The organism is Butyricicoccus sp. AM78-15b2TA (assembly GCF_027665985.1).
Classification (GTDB): Bacteria; Bacillota; Clostridia; order Oscillospirales; family Butyricicoccaceae; genus Agathobaculum; species Agathobaculum butyriciproducens.
Map to the genome: position 1 here is coordinate 212581 of NZ_JAQEHY010000001.1, position 20706 is coordinate 233286.

21 protein-coding genes, 1 other RNA gene and 1 pseudogene are annotated in these 20706 nt (G+C 56.9%); 10 read left to right on the forward strand and 13 right to left on the reverse strand.

The genetic code is table 11. The features are described 5' to 3' along the window. Positions 1–84: 84 nt before the first annotated feature. A complete protein-coding gene (locus PGS25_RS01205) occupies positions 85–717 on the reverse strand; it encodes an alpha/beta hydrolase-fold protein (protein ID WP_270417398.1) in 633 nt (210 codons plus the stop codon). A gap of 131 nt (positions 718–848) precedes the next feature. Here PGS25_RS01205 and glpK point away from each other — a divergent pair, with 131 nt between their 5' ends. Beyond that, positions 849–2336, forward strand: a complete 1488-nt coding sequence (glpK, locus tag PGS25_RS01210; protein WP_270417399.1) for a glycerol kinase GlpK — start codon at positions 849–851, stop codon at positions 2334–2336. A 68-nt stretch (positions 2337–2404) separates the two neighbouring features. Here the strand turns inward: glpK and phnX are convergent, their stop codons facing one another. The 4 genes and pseudogenes from phnX to PGS25_RS01230 form a co-directional block, all read right to left on the reverse strand. Next, positions 2405–3019: a phosphonoacetaldehyde hydrolase gene (phnX, locus tag PGS25_RS01215; RefSeq protein WP_330671827.1), complete on the reverse strand. Its 615-nt coding sequence runs from the start codon at positions 3017–3019 to the stop codon at positions 2405–2407. Positions 3020–3045: 26 nt separating this feature from the next. Further along, positions 3046–3351: pseudogene (locus tag PGS25_RS01220) on the reverse strand (ABC transporter ATP-binding protein); the annotation flags it as partial. A gap of 338 nt (positions 3352–3689) precedes the next feature. Next, a complete protein-coding gene (locus PGS25_RS01225) occupies positions 3690–4364 on the reverse strand; it encodes a response regulator (RefSeq protein ID WP_118479595.1) in 675 nt (224 codons plus the stop codon). 12 nt (positions 4365–4376) lie between these two features. Next, a complete protein-coding gene (locus PGS25_RS01230) occupies positions 4377–6005 on the reverse strand; it encodes an ATP-binding protein (RefSeq protein WP_270417400.1) in 1629 nt (542 codons plus the stop codon). Positions 6006–6196: 191 nt separating this feature from the next. Between PGS25_RS01230 and PGS25_RS01235 the strand changes: the two genes are divergently transcribed. The 9 genes from PGS25_RS01235 to PGS25_RS01275 all read left to right on the forward strand — a co-directional run bounded on the left by PGS25_RS01235 (position 6197) and on the right by PGS25_RS01275 (position 12869). Beyond that, entirely contained in the window at positions 6197–6883 is a 687-nt protein-coding gene (locus PGS25_RS01235; protein WP_270417401.1) for a F0F1 ATP synthase subunit A, read from the forward strand. 31 nt (positions 6884–6914) lie between these two features. Then, positions 6915–7130 (forward strand): ATP synthase F0 subunit C, encoded by a 216-nt coding sequence (atpE, locus tag PGS25_RS01240; protein ID WP_270417402.1) that lies wholly within the window; start codon positions 6915–6917, stop codon positions 7128–7130. 15 nt (positions 7131–7145) lie between these two features. Next, positions 7146–7637 (forward strand): F0F1 ATP synthase subunit B, encoded by a 492-nt coding sequence (gene atpF, locus PGS25_RS01245; protein WP_270417403.1) that lies wholly within the window; start codon positions 7146–7148, stop codon positions 7635–7637. Continuing rightward, entirely contained in the window at positions 7634–8140 is a 507-nt protein-coding gene (locus tag PGS25_RS01250; protein ID WP_270417404.1) for an ATP synthase delta subunit family protein, read from the forward strand. Before atpF ends, PGS25_RS01250 begins: the two co-directional genes overlap by 4 nt. Before the next feature lie 14 nt (positions 8141–8154). Beyond that, a complete protein-coding gene (gene atpA, locus PGS25_RS01255; protein ID WP_270417405.1) occupies positions 8155–9663 on the forward strand; it encodes a F0F1 ATP synthase subunit alpha in 1509 nt (502 codons plus the stop codon). Then, complete coding sequence (gene atpG / locus PGS25_RS01260) at positions 9651–10604, forward strand: ATP synthase F1 subunit gamma (protein ID WP_270417406.1); 954 nt, start codon at positions 9651–9653, stop codon at positions 10602–10604. The genes atpA and atpG overlap by 13 nt, the downstream gene beginning before the upstream one ends. 17 nt (positions 10605–10621) lie before the next feature. Beyond that, positions 10622–12019 carry a F0F1 ATP synthase subunit beta gene (gene atpD / locus PGS25_RS01265; protein ID WP_270417407.1) on the forward strand — a complete coding sequence of 466 codons (1398 nt, stop codon included), beginning with the start codon at positions 10622–10624 and terminating at the stop codon, positions 12017–12019. Further along, positions 12019–12417 carry an ATP synthase F1 subunit epsilon gene (gene atpC, locus PGS25_RS01270; protein ID WP_110436414.1) on the forward strand — a complete coding sequence of 133 codons (399 nt, stop codon included), beginning with the start codon at positions 12019–12021 and terminating at the stop codon, positions 12415–12417. Before atpD ends, atpC begins: the two co-directional genes overlap by 1 nt. A gap of 113 nt (positions 12418–12530) precedes the next feature. Beyond that, positions 12531–12869, forward strand: a complete 339-nt coding sequence (locus tag PGS25_RS01275; RefSeq protein ID WP_442865190.1) for a threonine/serine exporter family protein — start codon at positions 12531–12533, stop codon at positions 12867–12869. A gap of 238 nt (positions 12870–13107) precedes the next feature. Here PGS25_RS01275 and ssrA read toward each other — a convergent pair. The 8 genes from ssrA to PGS25_RS01315 form a co-directional block, all read right to left on the reverse strand. Further along, positions 13108–13461, reverse strand: a transfer-messenger RNA (tmRNA) gene (gene ssrA, locus PGS25_RS01280). A 67-nt stretch (positions 13462–13528) separates the two neighbouring features. After that, complete coding sequence (gene smpB / locus PGS25_RS01285; RefSeq protein WP_117490323.1) at positions 13529–13999, reverse strand: SsrA-binding protein SmpB; 471 nt, start codon at positions 13997–13999, stop codon at positions 13529–13531. An 84-nt stretch (positions 14000–14083) separates the two neighbouring features. Beyond that, on the reverse strand, positions 14084–14689 hold the full coding sequence (locus PGS25_RS01290; protein WP_270385242.1) for an Ltp family lipoprotein: 606 nt from the start codon (positions 14687–14689) through the stop codon (positions 14084–14086). Between the two features lie 445 nt (positions 14690–15134). Beyond that, on the reverse strand, positions 15135–15716 hold the full coding sequence (locus PGS25_RS01295) for a xanthine phosphoribosyltransferase (RefSeq protein WP_118753351.1): 582 nt from the start codon (positions 15714–15716) through the stop codon (positions 15135–15137). 110 nt (positions 15717–15826) lie between these two features. Next, on the reverse strand, positions 15827–16438 hold the full coding sequence (locus PGS25_RS01300) for a toprim domain-containing protein (protein ID WP_270385241.1): 612 nt from the start codon (positions 16436–16438) through the stop codon (positions 15827–15829). After that, complete coding sequence (holA, locus tag PGS25_RS01305) at positions 16435–17487, reverse strand: DNA polymerase III subunit delta (RefSeq protein ID WP_270417408.1); 1053 nt, start codon at positions 17485–17487, stop codon at positions 16435–16437. Before holA ends, PGS25_RS01300 begins: the two co-directional genes overlap by 4 nt. Positions 17488–17490: 3 nt before the next feature. Beyond that, positions 17491–19713: a ComEC/Rec2 family competence protein gene (locus PGS25_RS01310; protein WP_270417409.1), complete on the reverse strand. Its 2223-nt coding sequence runs from the start codon at positions 19711–19713 to the stop codon at positions 17491–17493. Between the two features lie 69 nt (positions 19714–19782). After that, on the reverse strand, positions 19783–20646 hold the full coding sequence (locus PGS25_RS01315; protein ID WP_270417410.1) for an AraC family transcriptional regulator: 864 nt from the start codon (positions 20644–20646) through the stop codon (positions 19783–19785). Positions 20647–20706 lie beyond the last annotated feature (60 nt).

Genomic DNA, 20706 nt, shown 5'->3' on the forward strand with positions numbered 1-20706 from the left:
TTCCGTTACCGGTTGTAGTCAACCGGTAACATTTATTTATTATTATACAGGAATCCGACAAACTTCTCAAGTACAAGTTATACCTTAATGAAATAAGTGTTCCAGCACCCACGCAAACGCCTTTGCCGTGCGGCGGTCCGGCTGCTGAAAGTGCCCGCCGCTGTTCCATTCCAGTGTGCAGCTTACGTTTTTCTCCTGCAGGAGCGCATACGCCGCCCGCATGCGGTCGCCGACGGTGGACATCACCGGATTGCGCGTTTTTTCCTCGCGGTTGCCCAGACTGAGATAGACGGCAGCGCTGTGCAGATCATGCGCCTGCATGTACTCCAGAAATTTCGGAAACCACAGAGACGGCGAGGCTGCCGCAATGCCGGAAAAACGGTCGGTCCGGTATGCACTCCACAGGGCAAACAGCCCTGCCATTGAGTACCCGCCGATGATGTATCGTCTGTCTGCGTCCTCACACAGCGGCATGATTTCGCGGAGCAGTGCTGCAGCACCGTCTCCGAAGTCCTCATGACCGAAAACCGCCGGTGCGCACCACGGAGACAGGTCATCGTTCCAGCTTTCAACCTTGACGGCAATCAAACGGAACGGCTGTGCAGTCAGCCGCTTGATCTCACGAATTTCGTTCTCGATGACCGGCAGGTCGTGATCCCCAACCGGCTGCAGCAGCACGTTTTTCGCATTCGGCTCGCCGTATTCGTAAATTCTCATGCAATCCCCTTCTTCTATGCATTTTCGCACTGATTTTACCACAACATGCACCGCATCGTCAAATTTGCAGCGATTGACAATCCGCGTCCGCAACGGTATGATAGATGCAAAGAGTAAAAGGAGTTTCCGCTATGGGAAAATATATACTGGCGCTCGATCAGGGCACGACAAGCTCACGAGCGATCTTATTTGACAGCGAACAGAATATTCTCGCCATCCGGCAGCATGAGCTGACCCAGCACTATCCGCACGAGGGCTGGGTCGAGCAGGACCCGATGGAAATCTGGTCCACGCAGTATGCGGCTATGCTCGAGGTGCTGTCGGCAGCCGATGTTTCTCCGGCCGATGTGGCGGGCATCGGCATCACCAACCAACGCGAGACGACCATCCTGTGGGATAAAAATACCGGACGGCCGATTCACAACGCTATCGTCTGGCAGTGCCGCCGCACAGCGGATATTGTAGACAGGCTGGTGCAGGACGGTCTGTCCGGGCACATCCGCCGCACGACCGGTCTGGTTCCGGATGCGTATTTCTCGGGAACGAAAATCAAGTGGCTGCTCGACCATGTGGAGGGCGCACAAGAGAAGGCCAAGCGCGGAGAAATCCTGTTCGGCACGGTGGATTCCTGGCTGGTGTGGAAGCTGACCGGCGGCAAGGTGCACATCACGGACGCGACCAATGCCGCACGCACAATGATCTTCGACATTCACCGTCTGGACTGGGACGATACCCTGCTCCACGCGCTCGATATTCCCCGGGCGATGCTGCCGCGCGTGTGCTCCTCGAGCGAAGTGTACGGTTATGTTTCCCTACCGGGCGGCGATATTCCGATTGCAGGCATTGCAGGCGACCAGCAGGCGGCGCTGTTCGGTCAGACCTGCTTTGCGGCGGGCGACGCGAAAAACACCTACGGCACGGGCTGTTTTCTGCTGATGAACACCGGAACCGCGGCCTGCGAGAGCGAAAACGGCCTGCTGACCACCATCGGCATTCAAATCAGCGGAGAGACGCAGTACGCGCTCGAGGGCAGCGTGTTCGTCGGCGGTGCCGTCATCCAGTGGCTGCGGGATGAGATGCGCTTTTTCTCCGAGAGTCGTGATGCGGAATACTACGCGGACAAGGTGAAGGACACCGGCGGCGTGTACCTCGTGCCCGCATTCACCGGTCTGGGTGCGCCGCACTGGGATATGTACGCACGCGGCTGCCTCATCGGTCTGACACGCGGCACAACCCGCGAGCACATTATTCGCGCCGCACAGGAGTCCATCGCCTATCAGGTGAACGACCTGCTGACCGCCATGAAGCGCGATACGGGCGTTTCCCTTTCCTCCCTCTCGGTGGACGGCGGCGCCAGCCGCGACAGCTTCCTGATGCAGTTCCAGAGCGATATTTCGGACTGCACGATTCGCCGTCCGGTCATCCGTGAAACGACCGCGCTCGGCGCATGCTATCTCGCCGGACTCGCGACCGGTGTGTGGCACAGCCGCGAGGAGCTGAAGCAGCTCTGGCGGTGCGATACGCTGTACGCGCCCTCGATGGACGAGAATAAGCGCCGCAAGCTGCTATCCGGCTGGGATAAGGCGGTTGGACGGTCGCTCGATTGGGCGGAGCATTAAAAAACAGCACAAACAAACCCGAAGTACAGGCGCAAAACCTGCACTTCGGGTTTTGTATTTAATCTGGTTTAGTCGTTCGCTTGAATCCATGCGGGCAGCTGCTCGATGTTCAGCTGCACATCGTCCGCACCGGCCTCGAGGAACACCTGCCGCGCACGATCGAGTGCAGCCTGCTTTTTCTCGGCAGAGAGTGCCTCATAGGCCGCCTGCGTCATGCCCATCACACTGCTGCCTTCGAGCACGCCGGGCGAGCGGACACCGGCGTTCCTGCCTTCCCGGATATCGGACACAGTGTCACCGACCTTGACGACCGCCTGCACAGACGGCACCTGAAATTTCTGCATGTTGGCAAAAATCATATACGGGTTCGGGCGGCTCAGACCGTCCACCGAATCCGGGCTGAACCACGCGTCCGGTGCGTAGCCCTGTTTTGCCGCGTTTTCGGTGACAACTGCCATCATTGCATCGGTATAACCGGTCGTGGAGCCGATTTTCAAACCCATTTCACGCAGCTTCGTGACTGTCTCCACGACACCCGGCTTAGGCGCCGCATACTGCTCCGGACTGCGCATGAGCGAGTCCTCAAACGCGCCGTAGATGCTTTCGACTGCCGCTTCGTCCGGCTCTGCGCCGTATTTTTCCGGTCGACCGGAACGCCAGCGCGAACGCGCCCACCGGTGCAAAGCAGCCGTAATCGACCGCCGTGCCTGCCGAACAATGCGTAAATATTATTGCGCTTGATCTCAAGCTGATTGAGGATAAACTTGTGCACGAAGTCGTTGTTCGGACGGTGAATGATCTCGGGCGGCTGGCCGTACTGCGCGATCCTGCCGCCGTCAATGATGAGAACGCGGTCGGACAGCGTGAGCGCCTCCTCCGGGTCGTGGGTAACGATGATGGACGTCAGGTGATATTCACGGGCAATGGTCTTGATGCGCTCCTTGATGGATTCCTTGATGACGCCGTCAAGTGCGCTCAGCGGCTCGTCCAGCAGCAGGATGCGCGGCTTCATCACCGGAGGATTTGAGGCTGTCGAAAAACTAACGTTTTCCGAGCAGCCTCTCGCTCGAAACCACGCTTTCGAGCGAAACCTAAGAAAAACCGCGCCCTGACGGGCACATTTTTTCTTCCCTTGTATAAATTCCGAGATACACAAGGTGAATTGCCGCATAGCGGCAAGAGAGGGTGATCTGGACCATGCTCCCGGAATTTATGAATTTGCTTCGCAAATTCTATTTTATGCGTGCTGCCGCACGAAACGCAAAACGCCAATCTGACTTTTTTGACAGACTGAAATCCTCCGTAAAACGGAGGATTTTTACAACACTCATCTTATATAGAATGATATAGGATTTATTTCCGCAGAAAATACACCAGACACGGTCGTCCGCCGGTGCGGTAATCCATCTCACTGCCAATAACCTGCTGTTCAGTCAGGTAATTCATATACCGGCGCACAGTGACAACTGACAAGCCAACATGCGATGCGATCTCATCACTGGTATGCCGTGTATCCGGCGCAGCCCGCAGATATGCCTCAATGCGCGAAAGCGTCTGACTCTGCAAACCTTTTGGCGGCGTGACAGGCTGTGTCGGCACCGCAGCCTGAAACAGCGTATGATCGAGCGCCTCCTGACTGAAGCTGTCACGCTGCACGCTCTCTCTCCGGCGGCAGAACACGTCCAGCGCCTGCCGGAACCGCTCATATGCGAATGGTTTGACCAGATAATCCACTGCACCCAGTCGCGCGGCATCGTTGACCGTTTTTGCGTCATTCGCCGAAGTGACCATGATGACATCCGCGTCCACACCTTCCGCGCGAAGCTGCAGCAGCAGCTCGGTGCCGCTCATCTGCGGCATGTAAACATCTAAAATAATCAGGTCGATCGGGTTGCGCTGCAGCCAAAACAGCGCCGGATGTGCCGCTGAAAACGTCTGCACGACGGCAAACCGGCTGTCCTGCTCGATATACCGGCGGTTGAGCCGTGTAATCATCGGATCGTCCTCAATAATAACCGTTGTGTACATCGGATTTCCTCCTTACTGCTGTCCGTTTGCGGATTCCGCAACCGTAATGATGAACGAGCTGCCGATTCCCGGCTCGGATTCCACGCGAATCGTTCCGTGGAACGCGTCCACGGTATCCTTGACGAGTGACAGACCAGTGCCTCTACCCTCGCCCTTGGTGGAAAAGCCGCGCTCGAAAATGCGGTCCAGCTTATCGGCGGCAATGCCTGCACCGCTGTCGTCCACGCTGATGAGCATGCCGTGCTCTCCCTCGCGAATGCTGACCGTCACTTCCTTCTGTGCGTTTTCCGGTGCATCTCGCAGTGCGTCAAACGCATTCTCAGTCAGGTTTCCAAGAATGGTGATCAGACTGCTCACCGGAAGATACTGTCCGTCTCCATGCAGCTCACTCGCCGGGTCGAGCACAAACCGGATGCCCAGCTCTGCCGCACGATACGCCTTGCCGATCAGCAGCGCCGCAACCGACGGCTCCCGAATACGCTCAGAAATATAGCCGATCGAGTGTGCGCGCGTCTGCGTTAAATGCAGCACATAGTCCTCCGCCTGCTTGTACTCGCCCAGCTGTAACAGACCGAGAATCACATGCAGCTTGTTGGTAAACTCATGCGTATACGCCCGCAGCGCACCGACTATGTGCTGCACGCCGGTCAAATCCTGCGCCAGCCGCGTGACCTCGGTCCGGTTGCGGAAAATAGCGATAACTCCCTCCACCTTGCCGTCCCGCCAGAGCGGCATACGGTCGGAAATGACCGAAACATGCTTGATGGACTCCAGACCGATGTTGTATTCACTTTTGCCGGTCTGCAGCACGCGCGCCATCGTTGAGCGCGGATAGACCGTCTGTAACGGCTGACCGAGTGCATCCTTCACCTTGATTTTGAGGATATCCGCTGCCGCACGGTTCATATAGGTGATCATGCTGTGTTCGTCGATCGCCATCAGACCCTCATCCAATGCATCCAGAATATCCATGCGCTGCAGAAACAGCTGACGGAACGCGTCCGGCTCATAGCCCAGCAGTTTCCTCTTGACCCGCTCAGAAAACCGCACGCTGAGCAGACTGCCGATGCCGAGCGCAAACAGCGTGATGAGCAGATAGGACAGCAGCACGCGCAGCACCGTCCGATGGTAGGAGCGCAGATACAGCCCTGCCATGACGATGCCGGCTGCCTGTCCGTTTTCATCGCGCACGACGGCATACGCACAACGGTCGGCACCGTTCGGCATCTCGTCGCTCGTGAACACCGTTTTTTCCTCGCTGCACAGTCGGCTGACGGTATCTGCCCGCAAGGCCGGCAGCACGGATACGTCTCCCGCACCGGAGGCAAGGTCGTAAAATGCGGTCGGCTTGCCCTCCATATCATACACGCCGAGCATATCCACCTCGGATACGTGCTGCACCGTACGCGCCAGATATTGCTGTACGCCGTCCGCCTGAATGTCATCGGTCAGCAGCGGCGCGTCTGCCGCCATCTGCGCCGCATTGGACAGCAGCTGGTCACGCGTCCGGATCTCCTGATGCAGTTCAATCCCCAGACAGACCGACATTGCAAGCAGCAGCACAATCGTGATGCACTGCACCAGCATCCGACGCACCTGCCGGTGCAGCGAGCCGGAGGAACGCGCATTTGTCAAATTCATCCACTCCTTTTAAGAAGATACTTTATATCATAGCACACTGGTCAACATTCATCAAATCCCATCGGCAATTTTTCTGCAAACCCGTCAATTTGCGCGGGTTTATTTTTTTTAGTTTCGTAAGCTTGCGCAAACCTCGACAGTTTTTTACAATAGGCACCGCAAAACAAAAACGAAACACGAGGTGATGCCCCTTGGGTGAAATCAAAGCGGAATTGAATGCCGAACTGCAAACCCATATTGCGTTCGAGATTCCGCTGTTTGGCGGAATACCGGTTCCGGAATCCGCTGTGGTAAGCTGGGCAATCATAGCAGTGCTGACCCTGCTTGCCATCTGGCTGACGCACGGACTGCGCAAGCGCCCCGGGCGGCGGCAGATCGCCGCAGAAATGCTGGTGGGCTTCATCAACAGCTTCTGCCGCGACACACTGGGCGACCGATACTGGCGCACCTTCGCCCCGTACCTCGGCACGGTAGGTCTGTATCTTGCGCTGGCGAACATGGCCGGTCTGTTCGGCGTAACGCCGCCGACCAAAGACCTGAACGTCACCGCCGGTCTGGCGATCATGAGCGCACTGCTGATCTATAGCGCGCAGTTCCGTTTCCACGGTCTGCGCGGCGGACTGAAAAAATTCAGCGAACCGGTTGCAGTCGTCACGCCGCTCAACATTATGGAGATCGGCATTCGGCCTTTGTCGCTCTGCATGCGACTGTTCGGCAACATTTTCGCCGGATTCGTTATCATGGAGCTGGTCAAAATGGCCATTCCGGTCGTTGTCCCCATCCCGCTGAGCCTGTATTTCGATGTATTCGACGGTATGATACAGGCAATCGTATTTGTATTCCTGACAACACTTTTTCTGTCGGAATCGCTTGAGTAACCACTGTTTTATCTGAGAAAGGACCACAAAAATGAGTATTGCTATTGGTGCAGCTATCGCAGTTATGACCGGCATCGGCGCCGGTCTCGGTATCGGCTATGCAACCGCGAAATCCTCGGAAGCCATTGCACGTCAGCCGGAGGCCTCCGGCCAGATCAGCAAAAACCTGATCCTCGGCTGTGCACTGGCCGAGGCAACCGCCATCTACGGTTTTCTGATCAGCATCCTGCTTATCTTCATGAATTGATCGGGGTGAGATCGAATGATCCTCAATCTAAATTCGCAGATTATCTGGGTGTTTGTTGATCTGCTCATCCTGTTCGTGCTGATGAAGAAATTCCTGTTCGGCCCCATTACCCAAATGCTCGATGACCGTGCGCAGCAGGTGTCGGACACGCTCGATCAGGCGGACAAGCGTCTCGCCGAGGCCGAGCAGCAGCAGACCGCGCACGCCACGCAGCTTGCTTCCGCCAAACAGGAAGCCGCACAGATCATCGAGGACGCCCGTGCACGCGGTCAGCAGGAGTACGATCGTCTGGTTGCAGAAGCGCAGACCGCTGTGCAGCGGCTGGACGAGCAGGCTGCCCGCCGTCGGGAGTCCGAGCGGACGCAGATGCTCCGTGAGGCGAAAAAGGAGATTGCCGCTCTCGTTCTGCTGACCACCGCCAAGGTATCCCAGCGGACGCTGAACAGCGACACCGACCGCGCTATGATCGACGATTTTCTGCGGGAAGAAACGGAGGCCGCGCGATGAGCTCGACCGCCGTACAGTATGCCGGTGCCCTGCGTCATACCGGCTGCACGCTGAGCAATCTGCAGCGAACCGCCGATTATCTGACCGGCTGTGCGCCGCTGTGGGACGCGCTGTGCTCGCCTGCCGTTTGTGCGCGGGAGAAAAAAGCTGTGCTGTCCCGCCTGCCCGATTTTGACGCGATGGGCGAGCTGAAGCACTTTTATCTGCTGCTGGCGGACAAAAACCGCTTTGCGCTCCTGCCGGAGATCGTCCGGCAGTTCCGACTGCTTGAGCTGCGCGACCGCGGTGAGGGCCTGTGCGTATTCCGCTGTGCCCGCGAACCGGATGATGAATCGCTGAGCGCACTTGCCAGGCTGCTGTGCGCACGGCATGGCTGCCGCGCGGTTACGTTTGAAATCGTGCAGGACGACACGCTGCTCGGCGGCTTTACTGCCGAAATCGACGGCGTAACCTACGATAAAAGCGTGCGCGGACAGCTTCGCGCACTGGCGCATGACCTGTAAAGGGGTGAAAACCATTGAATCATTCAGATGAGATTTTATCTATTCTCCGCGAGGAGATTGAACAATATGACAGCCGCACGCGCTGTGATGAGACCGGCACGGTCATCGAGGTCGGTGACGGCATTGCCACCGTATACGGACTAAGCCGCGCCGTCTACGGCGAACTGGTGCAGTTTGACACCGGCGTGCACGGCATCGTGCTTGACCTCAAACGCGACAGCGTCGGCGTGGTACTGCTCGGCAGCGAGGACGGCCTGCACGAAGGCTCGGCGGTCAGCCGCACCGGACGTGCGGCTGACGTTCCGGTCGGCGATGCGATGATCGGCCGCACGGTCAACGCCCTCGGTGAACCGATTGACGGCCTTGGACCGATTGAAACGACCGAGCGCCGTCCGATCGAGCGAGAGGCTTCGGGTGTGGTATCGCGTGAGCCGGTAAACCAGCCGATGCAGACCGGCATCCTTGCCATTGACGCGATGGTGCCGATCGGACGCGGTCAGCGCGAGCTGATCATCGGCGACCGCCAGACCGGCAAAACGTCCATTGCCATCGACACCATCCTGAACCAGAAGGGGCAGGATATGATCTGCATTTACGTTGCCATCGGCCAGAAGGCATCCACAGTGGCGCGCCTGCGCGGCACGCTCGAGAAATACGGCGCACTCGATTACAGCATCATTGTTTCTGCCACTGCAGCAGACGGTGCGCCGCAGCAGTATATCGCGCCGTATGCCGGCGCCGCTATCGGCGAGTATTTCATGAGTCAGGGCCGCGATGTGCTCATCGTGTATGATGATCTATCCAAGCACGCGGTCGCTTACCGCACGCTGTCGCTGCTGCTGCGCCGCTCGCCCGGCCGTGAGGCGTATCCGGGCGACGTATTCTACCTGCATTCCCGTCTGCTCGAGCGTGCCTGCCGCCTGACGCCGGAGTACGGCGGCGGCTCGATGACCGCTCTTCCCATTATCGAAACGCTGGCAGGCGATGTGTCCGCCTATATTCCGACCAACGTTATTTCCATCACCGACGGCCAGATTTATCTGGAAAACGACCTGTTCTTTGCCGGTCAGCGTCCGGCGATCAACGTTGGCCTGTCGGTATCGCGTGTCGGCGGTGCGGCACAGACCAAGGCGATCAAAAAAACCGCCGGTACCCTGCGTATCGACCTTGCCCGCTTCCGCGAGCTGGAGGTATTCACCCAGTTCAGTTCCGATCTGGACAAGGACACTCAGCAGGCGCTCGAGCACGGCAAACGCCTGATGGAAATCCTCAAGCAGCCGCTGTGCCACCCGATGCCGGTTTGGCGGCAGGCGGTTATCCTGTATGCTGCGACCAACGGTCTGCTGAGCGATGTTCCGCTCGACCGGGTACGCGATTTTGTGCAGAAATTTGCCGACAGTCTGCCCGATTCTCTGCTGACAGAGATTCAGTCCACCGGTACCCTGACCGGCACGGCTGCCGAGCAGATCCGGGTAGCCCTGAAAACCTATAAAGATCAGGTGAGCGCAGCATGGCAGGCATAAAGGAGATCCGCACCCGCATTGACAGTGTGCAGCAAACGCTCAAGATCACAAACGCGATGTATCTGATCTCGTCCTCCAAGCTGCGCAAGGCACGGCAGCAGCTGAACAATGTGCAGCCGTATTTTCTCAAGATCAGCTCCACGATTGCCGATATCCTGCACCACTCTGCCGAAATCGAGCATATTTATTTCGACAAGCGTCCCGATGTCAAGCGCCGCAAGGCCGGCTACATCGTCATCACGGGCGACAAGGGACTGGCCGGTGCGTACAATCATAATGTGCTGCGTCTGGCCGAGAAGCATCTTGCGCAGGAGGACGATCCAACGCTATTTCTCATCGGTCAGATGGGCCGCGCGTACTTCGCCGAACGCGATATCCGCGTGGACGGCGAGTTCATGTTCACCGTGCAGGATCCGACGATCGCCCGTGCACGAGACATTGCAGATATTTTCATCCGTCTGTTCCGCGAAGGACAGCTGGACGACGTGTACGTTGTTTACACCGAAATGATAACGCCTATGCGGCTTGAGCCGCGTGTGCAGAAGCTGCTGCCGCTCGACCTTGATGCATTCCCATGGGAGCCGCGCCCGAGTGAGCACGGCCCCTATCATCAGATGGTGCAGTATGTGCCATCGGCAGACCGCGTACTCGAGCATCTCGTGCCCGGTTACGTCAAGGGCGAGCTGTTCGGCGCGCTGGTCGAGTCCTTCTGTGCCGAGCAGAATGCTCGCATGACGGCAATGGACTCCGCCACCGACAACGCACGCGATATGCTCAAATCGCTGTCACTGCACTACAACCGCGCACGGCAGTCCGCCATCACGCAGGAGATTACCGAGATCGTCGGCGGCACACAGGGCAGCGCCGAAGAAACACCGCAGCCCCGCCGTCCGATTCCGACGCGGACCGTCCGCTTTCTCGCAGACGGCAGACGCGCATAGAAAGTGAGGAAATTACTATGAAACGCAAAGGTACCGTGGTACAGGTAACAGGTCCGGTTGTGGACGTTGCTTTTGACGGCGGCAGCCTGCCTGAGATAAATGAAGCACTCTCCGTTGCACCGGACGGACAGCCGCGCATGATGGAAGTCGCGCAGCACATCGGCGGCGACACCGTGCGCTGCATCATGCTCTCCCCGAGCGAGGGCATCGGCCGCGGCGATGAGGTGCTGTCCACCGGTCGCACGATCGAAGCGCCGGTCGGTGAAGCGACCCTTGGACGCATGTTTAATGTCCTCGGTCAGCCAATTGACGAAAAAGGCGATGTGAACGCACCGGAAAAGTGGTCCATCCACCGTGCTCCGCCCTCTTTTGCCCAGCAGAACCCGACAACTGAGATTCTCGAGACCGGTATCAAGGTCATCGATCTGCTTGCGCCGTATGCCAAAAGCGGCAAGATCGGTCTGTTCGGCGGCGCCGGTGTCGGCAAGACCGTGCTCATTCAGGAGCTGATTCACAACATCGCCACCGAGCACGGCGGCTACTCCATCTTCACCGGTGTCGGCGAACGCACCCGCGAGGGCAACGATCTGTGGCGCGAGATGGCGGAATCCGGCGTACTGAGCAAGACCGCGCTCGTGTTCGGACAGATGAACGAACCGCCCGGAGCGCGTATGCGCGTTGCACTGACCGGTCTGACCATGGCGGAATATTTCCGCGATGTGAAAAAGCAAAACGTGCTGCTGTTTATCGACAATATTTTCCGCTATGTACAGGCAGGCTCGGAGATTTCCGCACTGATGGGCCGCATGCCCTCGGCGGTTGGCTACCAGCCGACGCTGGCTGATGAGGTCGGTGCACTGCAGGAGCGTATCGCTTCCACCAAGGACGGCGCGATCACGTCCGTGCAGGCGGTCTATGTTCCGGCGGACGACCTGACCGACCCGGCTCCGGCGACCACATTCACCCATCTGGACGCAAAGACCGTCCTCTCCCGTAAGATTGTCGAGCAGGGAATCTATCCTGCCGTTGACCCGCTGGATTCCACCTCGCGTATCCTCGAGCCGGATATTGTCGGCGAGCGGCATTACAAGGTCGCACGCGGCGCACAGGAGCTGCTGCAGCGTTACCGCGAACTGCAGGACATCATCGCCATCCTCGGTATGGAGGAGCTTGGTGCGGATGACCGCCGCATTGTTGATCGTGCCCGCCGCATGCAGCAGTATTTCTCACAGCCGTTCTCTGTTGCCGAGCAGTTTACCGGTCTGGAAGGGCGCTATGTAACGCTTGAGGACACCATCAGCGGCTTTGAAGCGCTGCTCGGCGGTGAGCTCGACCAGTATCCGGAAGCTGCCTTCTCGATGGTCGGCACGGTAGACGAGGTCCACAAAAAGGCCAAGGATATGGGGGCACTCTGATGGAGAACACCTTCTATCTGGAGATCATCACGCCGGACCGGCAGTTTTACACCGGACCGGCAACCAATTTGACTATGCCTGCACTCGATGGTGAATACGGCGTGCAGCCGGGACATGAGCCGGTCGTTACCGCACTCCGTCCGGGTACGGTGCGGTTCCAGACAGACGGCACACCGCACGAGGTCGTTGTCAGCGACGGCTTCGCGGAAATTATGCCGGACTACTGCATTCTTCTGGTATCCAGCGCCGAACGGCCTGATGAGATCGACCGCGCGCGTGCCGAACGCGCCAAAGAGCGTGCGGAAGAACGGCTGCGCCAGAAGCAGAGTATTCGTGAATATCATCTCTCCAAAGCAGCTCTGGCCCGTGCTATGGCACGCCTGAAGGCTACCCGCTGACTCCCCTTTTTAATCGCCTGCCCCAGTGTGATCAGATGGAACATCGGAGCAGGCGTTTTCGCAGATGCTTACGCTGACCAGTACAGGTGTCAGCACCTAAAAACTCAACCGACTTGAGCAATTCGTTGCTGATGCTCGGTCTGGCTGCCGCACTCGCCCGCTGTGCCTTTACATTTCTACTCGGCGGCGCCTGGGTCGAGATGATACTCGCGTTCTTCGGTGCAGGTATCGGCAACGCCGTGCGCTGTAAGCGGTCCAAGCACTACCGGGCTCTTGTGCTCTGCACAACCGTTTCGGTCGCGGCGGCCTGTCCGGTGTACGCAGGCTCTCTCAAGATTGCCGAAATGACCTGCGGCATCGCCATGGTCAAGTCGGATATGCGGTCAGGTCTCGAGCGGCATCATTCCTGCGCTGCCGCTCGGATTCATCCTCGCCCGCATTATGATGGATAAGATGTTCCGCCACTGCACCTGATATCGCAGAAAAATCCCGCTGACCTAAAACCAGCGGGATTTTCCTGTTTTCACAGCCGCAGAACACCGTAACGCCCGCAAAATGCAGAAAAACCGCTGTGAAAATGCTCCGCAGCGGTTGTTTTTTATGTAGCTGAAACGGAAAAATCTTGATTTTATGCAGTTTTCGAGCATAGAAAAAGTCCACCGTAATTCTATCAAAATTACGGTGGACTTATGGTGGAGCCGAGGGGAGTTGAACCCCTGTCCGAAAGTGCATCCACGAGGACTTCTCCGGGCGCAGTTTGTCGATTAAAATTCCCGCCGCAGCACGCCGGCAAACAGGCTTACCGTTTTGGTAGAGTCATTTTACATGACGAGGGCAACTCTTACCTCGTACACGTTCACCACTAATCGACGCCGGGTCTCTGAGCCGTGGTCCTCTCTGAGCCGACGGGCTAAGCCTAATTAGGCAGCCTGAAGAGTATAATTGTTGTTGTTTAATTTATAAACAGTTGGAGCTTTTATCGCAGATCCCCACTGCGGCCCGCTATCCCGGCTTCAACACCCCCGTCGAACCCGTTACGGCCCCATTTTGAAATGGAGAATGGAAAATTGAGAATGGAGAATATTCTGCTCTCAGCTTTTCCATTTTTTGATTAACGATTACGCTCTTTCATCGCACGGTCCATCTCGCGTTTTGCATCGCGTGCGGCGATACTGTCACGCTTATCATGCAGCTTTTTGCCCTTGCACAAACCGATTTCAACCTTCACGCGCGAGCTTTTGAAATAAACCGCCAGCGGAATGACCGAATAGCCGTCCTGCTTGGTCTTGCTGAACAGGTTGACAATCTCACGCTTGTGCATAAGCAGCTTACGCACGCGCAACGGGTCCTTATTAAAGATATTACCCTTTTCGTACGGCGAAATATGCATGCCGCGCACGAAAATCTCACCGTCCTTGAACGAACAGTAGGAATCCTTGAGATTGATCTGTCCCAAACGGATAGACTTTACCTCGGTGCCCGCAAGCTCGATGCCCGCTTCATACTTTTCCTCGACAAAGTAGTCATGCCATGCCTTTTTGTTGGCCGCAATCTGCTTTGTGCCCTTTTTGTCAACAGCCATGGCGAAACCTCCCTTACCGTAGTATATACTATAATACCATGGTAAAGGAGGTTTGTAAAGTTACTTCTGTGTTACAGTTTTCGATTATTTCAGATTTGCAATTGCATAATCTGCTTCTTCTGCTGTGAATTTTTCTCCATATTCCGAAATCAGCTGATTTCGAACGGCATCTTTAGACATATTCATATCTTCATAATAAGATTTCGCTTTTTCTAATGCATTTTCCTTGTAATCAGCATCAAGATGGTCAATTGCATACTGTGCCGCATCAGCTGGGAATTTTTCTCCGTATTCCGAAGTCAATTGATCGTAAATCCCTTGTTTCGACATATGCATCATCGAACTGTACGACTCAGCTTTTGCCAGAGCGTTTTTATATTCCTGCGGCACTTGGGGTTCTTCTGTTTTCGGCTCCTCGGTTTTCGGTTCTTCTGTATCCTTTGCTGTCTTTTGTTCCGTACCCTGTTCTTCATTTTGAACTGTGCTTTCCGGCTGTTTGGTATTGGCATCAGCGGTTGTATCTCCGGGACCGCCTGCAATCGCCACAATCACGATTGCAACAATCACCCATAGCCACCATTTTTTATAAAACGGTTTCTTATTCTTTGCTCCGCAATGCGGACATGCTTTGCAATTTGCGGCAATCAGTTGTCCACAAGTTGCGCAGTTCTTCATTTTGTCCTTTGCCATGATTTTACCTCTCTTGATGTGAAATTTTCCCCACCGGGGGACAAAGGGCGGTAAAACCGCCCTGCCCACGGTTTGGGAAAACAAAAAATCCGTGCAAGTGCGGCCTAAACGGCCGTCCACACACGGATCTTCACACAAGAAGTATATGTGAATGCGCAGCAACATCAGCCAATGTATTATGAAACTGCAATGCAAATCTTGTAATTTGCACGCACTTCCGCTATAATACATAATTGTGGTACGGTAATGTTGCCGTTGTGTATGGTGGGTATAGCACCTGCATAGGTCATAGGGTGTTGGCGCACCCTATGACTGCCGCATTTTCTGTTTTCCTTGTGTTTAGTATACCATCTTCATGATTACTCTGCAAGACTTGACAGAAAAATTAACCAATCCACAAAAAAGAGGGAGACTACACGTCTCCCTCTTTTTAATTCCATATATTTTACTGCTCTCTAAAGTGCACCTCACCGGTCTCAGCGTCCATGCCGTCCACGATAGCGAGCGACTCGAGCTGATAGCCCAGATTGCGGATAATACGGCCGCCCTGCTGGAAACCCTTCTCCACGGCAATGCCGATGCCTTCGACCGTACCGCCGGCCTGTGCCACGATGGAAATCAGGCCCTGCAGCGCACAGCCGTTTGCCAGGAAATCGTCGATAACAAGCACATGGTCATCCGGACCGAGGAACTTCTTAGAAACGATAACCTGATTCTTACACTTATGTGTAAAGGATTCAACCTCGGCAACATAAACCTCGCCGTCGATGTTGACGCTCTGGGTCTTCTTTGCAAACACGACCGGAACGCCGAAATGACGAGCCACAATGCAGGCAATGCCGATGCCGGATGCCTCAATGGTAACGATCTTGTTGATCGGCTTGTCCGCGAAACGGCGCTTGAACTCCTCACCCATCTGATCAAACAGGTTAATATCCATCTGATGGTTCAGAAAGCTGTCTACCTTCAGAATGTTGCCTTCCTTAACAACGCCATCCTTGACAATTCGTTCCTCTAAAAAGTTCATGCTGCCACTCCCTGTTTTTTGCTTTATTTTCATCAGCTCTGCAATAGCTGCACTTGGTATTTTACCATTGTACTATACTTCGACAGGTTTTTCAATCATTCGTGCGGAAATTATTCCTCAATTTTCTCCGCATACTGCTGAATGATTTCCGCAACCTGCTCATGCGTGCCAACGGCGTTGATAAACTCCAGCAGGGCATTTGCCGTCATGTGCGCAGGCAAATCCAGCGCGTGCAGAACGGCAGCGCGGCGCGCCGTGCTGTCCGATCTGCCGGACAGTCCCCACTCGTAAAAATCCGCCTTGGTGATGACAGGATGCACCGGCATTTCGCTCTCGTCCTGCTGTGCAAAGGTTGCACCCGCTCGGCGGAGCGCGTCCAGAATCACCTGCGGACGCATGCCCTCCACGCCCAGCTTGCCCTCCTTGGAGCCATGCCGCTTGCGGCGTTCCTTGCCCGCGATATCGGGCACATACGCCTGCTTGACGCAGCCCTTCGGCAGCGCGCCCTTGAGGTAATTGCGAATGACAAAGCCTGCACCGTCACTGTCGGTCAGCACAATGAGACCGCGCGTTTCCGCGATACGGCGCAGCAGCTTGAGCTGGTCTTTATTGTTAAAAATGCGGAATCCGCCGCTTTCGAGCACCACGGTATCCACCACCTGCCGGACGGTGTTCACGTCATACCGTCCCTCTACCAGAATCGCTTCCCTGATACGCGTCATTTCTTTTCCCCCTTCAGCTCTGCCGCCATGGTGAGCAGCGTCAGCTCGATCTGCTTCTGTCGGTCTGCTGCGCCGCCCTTGAGTGCGGCATCGGTCTCCGCGCACAGCGACGCCGCCTTTCGCAGCCAGCTGAGCGGCACACGCCGTGCTGCATTCTGAATCTGCCTTGCGTAGTACGGCGATTTCGAGCCGATCATCTCCATCAGCTGTTTTTCGCCGCCGCGATTCTCCGCGCACAACTTGGCAGCATACAGACGCTGGATGTGACGTGTGATGGCGGTGAAGATCATGACCTCGTTGTTCTTCTGCGCGAGCAGCTCCCCGACGAGTGCGACCGCCCGATCAAACCTGCCTGCGGTTACCGCGTCGGTCAGGTCGAACACGACCGCATCCAGCACCGGCGAGCATACCGCATCGATGTTATAGCGCTTGATAACGCCGGTTGTGGTGTGCGCGGCTGCCTTTTCCATCTCACCGGCGAGGTTGGTCATGGAATTGCCGCACAGGAAGATCATGTACGACGCATCTCCCGGTTCGATCATGCAGCCGAGCGCCTTTGCACGACGCTCGAGCCACGCCACCAGCTCCTGCTCCTCTGCGTGTGCGAACTCGGCAAAGCAGGCGTGCTTCTCGAGCGTTTTGTACAGCTTGGTGCGCTTGTCCGGCTTGCCGTCCAGCACGTCGTAGTAGAACACAAGGCAGACGTACTCCGGCAGGTCACCGAGCACGCCCGGCAGCACGTCTGCGAAGCCGGCAGGCGGCTTGAACAGGTCGAAGTCCTTGACGATGATGAGCTTTTTATCTGCCATCGCGGGATAGCTGTCAATGGCCTCGGTCAGCATTTCCGGTGTCAGACCCTTGCCCTCGAACTCAATAAGATTGAAATCCGCAAAGGTCTCGTCCACCACTTTCTGCCGCAGCTGCCGCAGATAGTATTCCTTCATGTAGCTTTCCTCGCCCGAAATGATGTACAGCGTGGCAAATTCGCCGTTTTTCAGGTCGCGGATCAGCTGTGACTTTCCGTTTGGTTTGTTTTCTCTTGCCGCCATGTGTTACTCCTTTTTGAACTGCCGTGCGATCTCGCCTTCCTTATAGGTGCTCTGCACGTCCAGTCCCTTGTGCGACCGCAGTCCCTTCTCCGAACTCGCCGCAATGATGATATGCTGTGCGCCTGCCGCTTCAGCGTACTGTACCATGCTTTCGCCGCTGCTCAGATGGTTCGCACTGAGCACCAGCTCCGCTGCGGCAGGCAGCGTGTTTTGTTCCAAATAGGCTGAAAGCTGCTTCTCGGTCGGACTGTGCAGGATGAGCACCTCGTCCGCTATGCTTACGGCCAGTTTTCCCTCGGTGATCGGGAAAAGCTCCACCGGCGCAATCGGGTTTGTGAGCGTCACCGGCTCGCTTACCTCCTGCGCCTCACGCTCGTGCACGAAGGAAAGCAAATCGGCGTTGGTCCTGCGCTCCTGACAGCCTGCGGGCATGAGCAGTTCCCCAACCTCGACCGTTTCCATCAGCTCCGGCAGGTTGCGCGCATGTCCCTGATCGACCGCGGTCAACACGACCGTATCCAGCCGCTTCAGACCATTCCAGCGCAGCCACTCGCGTACCTGACGCGCAGCGTTCCGGTAGCTGCCGCAGTCTATGAGCATCGCGTGTTCGGTGTCGCTCAGCAGAATGGCCTGACCGCTGCCGCACGGCAGATACGTCACCGTATACCGGCCGTTCTGGTGCTGCACCTCGGCAATACATAAGCCGATCAGCACCACCGCCAGACACGGCAGCACGGCTTTCCATTTGACGTGCTTTCCGGCAGTCAGCCACACGAGCAGCGCCGCGAACACGATGCCGAGCGCCGCCAGACCGAAGGTGTTGTTCGGATGCAGCGTGCCGAAGCCGAGGTCCGCGATGATATTCGCTGACCAGAGCAGATAGCTTATGAGCGGACGCACCAGTCCGGCGAGCATCGGCACAAGCGCCGGACAGACGGCTGCTGCAACACACAGCACGAACCCGCCCACAAAGCAGAGCGAGGTCACGCCGACCGTCATCAGGTTGCTGATGGGCGACAGCACGGACACCGCGCCGAACGAGGTCAGCAGAATCGGTACTGTAAATATCGTAGCGCAAACCGTGCAGCTGAGTGCGCTCGTGATGACCGCAAGCACCTTGCGCACGAGTTTCGGCGCACCGGCAAACGGCTTTTCGAGTGCATGCTGCAGCTTCCCTGCGAACAGGATAAGACCGAGCGTAGACGCGAATGAAAGCTGCAGGCCCACACTTGCAATCGAGTACGGATTGACAAGCAGCAGAACAGCCAGTGCCATCAGCAGCGCGTTCAATCCGCCCGAGCGGCGCCGGAGCAGAAATCCGCCTGCAGCCGTCAGATACATCAGTGCCGCGCGCAGCACGGACGGCGTGGCTCCCGCGACCGGCACAAACAGCAGCACCAGCGGGATGGACACAACCGTTCCCCACCGTTTGCCGAACAGCAGCGTGCAGAACCCGACGAGAAAGCCGATGTGCAGTCCGGAAACGGCCACCAGATGGCTGAGACCCGCAATGCGGAACGCGGTCTGGTCGGTGTCGCTCAGATTTTTGCTGCCGCCGACCAGCAGTCCGGTCAGCAGACCGGCTTCACGTTCCGGAAGGGCATGCTGCACCGCATTTCGGCAGAACCGTGCGATCCTCTGCGGCGCAAAGCGCAGGCTGTCCCGTTTAGAGTCCAAGACCTCGAACTGCACCGCGTTGTGCTCCTCGTCGGTCGCATACGCGCCCGCGATATAGCAGCCCTCGGACGCCTGATACGCCGCACGGTCAAAGCCGCCGAGCGTGTCCGGCACATAAAGTGTGGCCATGACGCGTACCCTGTCTCCTGCCAGCAATGGCGGTTCGGTTTCCGGCAAATAGCACCGCAGGCGAAACCGCCTGCCGTCTGCAGTCTCCGCCGAGAGCAGTACGCGCTGGTCGGTGTCGTACACCTCGGCATCCCGCAGGGCGGCTGCGGTGAGCTCCTGCGTTTCGCCGGCTAAAGCACGAATGGGCACGACCCGCAAATCCCGGAACACGGCAAAGCCGGTCAGCGCAAGAGTGGCAGCCGCCAGCACAGCAAACACATTCAGCAGACACTTGCGGCGGCGCAGAAACACAGCCGCAAGCACCAGAAGAAGCGCGATCGGCGCAATGATATGCAGCTGCACCGGCAGCTCCAGACAGACTGCCGCGTACAGCGCGGCAGCCATCGGCGGCACCAGATAAACCAGAGGGCGTTCTCGCATACAGGGTCACTCCCTTGCCTTTTCTACTATTATAGCAAAGACCGGAACGCGCCGCAACCGCAGACCGACTTACAGCGTATTTCTACGGAACTGGGTCGGTGTTGCGCCGGTTTTCTCGGTGAAGGCTGTAATAAAGTTGACCTCACTGCGGTAGCCGACGCGGAACGCAATTTCCTTGACCGAAAGCGACGTGGACTGCAGCAGGGCCTTGGCCTCGTCGATCCGGTGCAGCATGATGTACTCGTGCGGGGAAAATCCAGTCGTGCTGCGGAACAGCCGCGAGAAATGCGACGGACTAAGGCTGACCGCATCCGCCACCTTCTCCACGGACAATGATTCAAACAGGTGTTCTCCGATATACTTGACCGCCTGTGCAATAGCATCGTTCTTCCGGTCGGGTCCCGCCTGCGCCGGAAACAGCAGCGCGCACAGGATTCGGTAGATGCGCTGCGAGCGGTCCAGCTCGGTCATGTCGCCGGTGCGCAAGCCGGAAATGATCTGTGCCAGCTCCTGCTCGATGCGTAAATCCGCCGGCGGCGTAAGCACCTGCCTGCCGCCGCGGAACGCGAGTATCTGCTCGAAAAATGCCGCCGCATTTGCGCCGTCAAAGTGAATCCAGAGCGCTTCCGCATCGCCCTTGGTATAAAAATGATGCGGTCTGCGGCAGTCCACCAGTCCGATCTGTCCGCGCTCGGCGCAGTAGAGCTGGTCGGTCTCGAAGTACATCATACCCGAGCGAACGTAGGTCAGAAAGAGATTCTTATGGCTTTCCAGATGGGCGATGTCGCAGCTGTCGAGAAAATTATACCGTGCATCGTAGTAATAATGTCCCACGCGGGTGACATAGTAAAACAGCCGCCGAGCCGTTGCGGACGGCGTTGAGAAAAATCGTTCCGAGCGCGACAGCACACCCGGCTCACTGAAAACCTTCACGGCACTCCCTCCTCTGCTTTCTATGATAGCACAAAATATGAATAGATTGCAGTATTTTGT

What these genes read in the sequence shown, in the direction of transcription:
- PGS25_RS01205 (WP_270417398.1), bottom strand. Translation starts at nt 717, where the DNA reads ATGAGAATTTACGAATACGGCGAGCCGAATGCGAAAAACGTGCTGCTG.
- glpK (WP_270417399.1), top strand. Translation starts at nt 849, where the DNA reads ATGGGAAAATATATACTGGCGCTCGATCAGGGCACGACAAGCTCACGA.
- PGS25_RS01225 (WP_118479595.1), bottom strand. Translation starts at nt 4,364, where the DNA reads ATGTACACAACGGTTATTATTGAGGACGATCCGATGATTACACGGCTC.
- PGS25_RS01230 (WP_270417400.1), bottom strand. Translation starts at nt 6,005, where the DNA reads ATGAATTTGACAAATGCGCGTTCCTCCGGCTCGCTGCACCGGCAGGTG.
- atpE (WP_270417402.1), top strand. Translation starts at nt 6,915, where the DNA reads ATGAGTATTGCTATTGGTGCAGCTATCGCAGTTATGACCGGCATCGGC.
- atpF (WP_270417403.1), top strand. Translation starts at nt 7,146, where the DNA reads ATGATCCTCAATCTAAATTCGCAGATTATCTGGGTGTTTGTTGATCTG.
- PGS25_RS01250 (WP_270417404.1), top strand. Translation starts at nt 7,634, where the DNA reads ATGAGCTCGACCGCCGTACAGTATGCCGGTGCCCTGCGTCATACCGGC.
- atpG (WP_270417406.1), top strand. Translation starts at nt 9,651, where the DNA reads ATGGCAGGCATAAAGGAGATCCGCACCCGCATTGACAGTGTGCAGCAA.
- atpD (WP_270417407.1), top strand. Translation starts at nt 10,622, where the DNA reads ATGAAACGCAAAGGTACCGTGGTACAGGTAACAGGTCCGGTTGTGGAC.
- atpC (WP_110436414.1), top strand. Translation starts at nt 12,019, where the DNA reads ATGGAGAACACCTTCTATCTGGAGATCATCACGCCGGACCGGCAGTTT.
- smpB (WP_117490323.1), bottom strand. Translation starts at nt 13,999, where the DNA reads ATGGCTGTTGACAAAAAGGGCACAAAGCAGATTGCGGCCAACAAAAAG.
- PGS25_RS01290 (WP_270385242.1), bottom strand. Translation starts at nt 14,689, where the DNA reads ATGGCAAAGGACAAAATGAAGAACTGCGCAACTTGTGGACAACTGATT.
- PGS25_RS01295 (WP_118753351.1), bottom strand. Translation starts at nt 15,716, where the DNA reads ATGAACTTTTTAGAGGAACGAATTGTCAAGGATGGCGTTGTTAAGGAA.
- PGS25_RS01300 (WP_270385241.1), bottom strand. Translation starts at nt 16,438, where the DNA reads ATGACGCGTATCAGGGAAGCGATTCTGGTAGAGGGACGGTATGACGTG.
- holA (WP_270417408.1), bottom strand. Translation starts at nt 17,487, where the DNA reads ATGGCGGCAAGAGAAAACAAACCAAACGGAAAGTCACAGCTGATCCGC.
- PGS25_RS01310 (WP_270417409.1), bottom strand. Translation starts at nt 19,713, where the DNA reads ATGCGAGAACGCCCTCTGGTTTATCTGGTGCCGCCGATGGCTGCCGCG.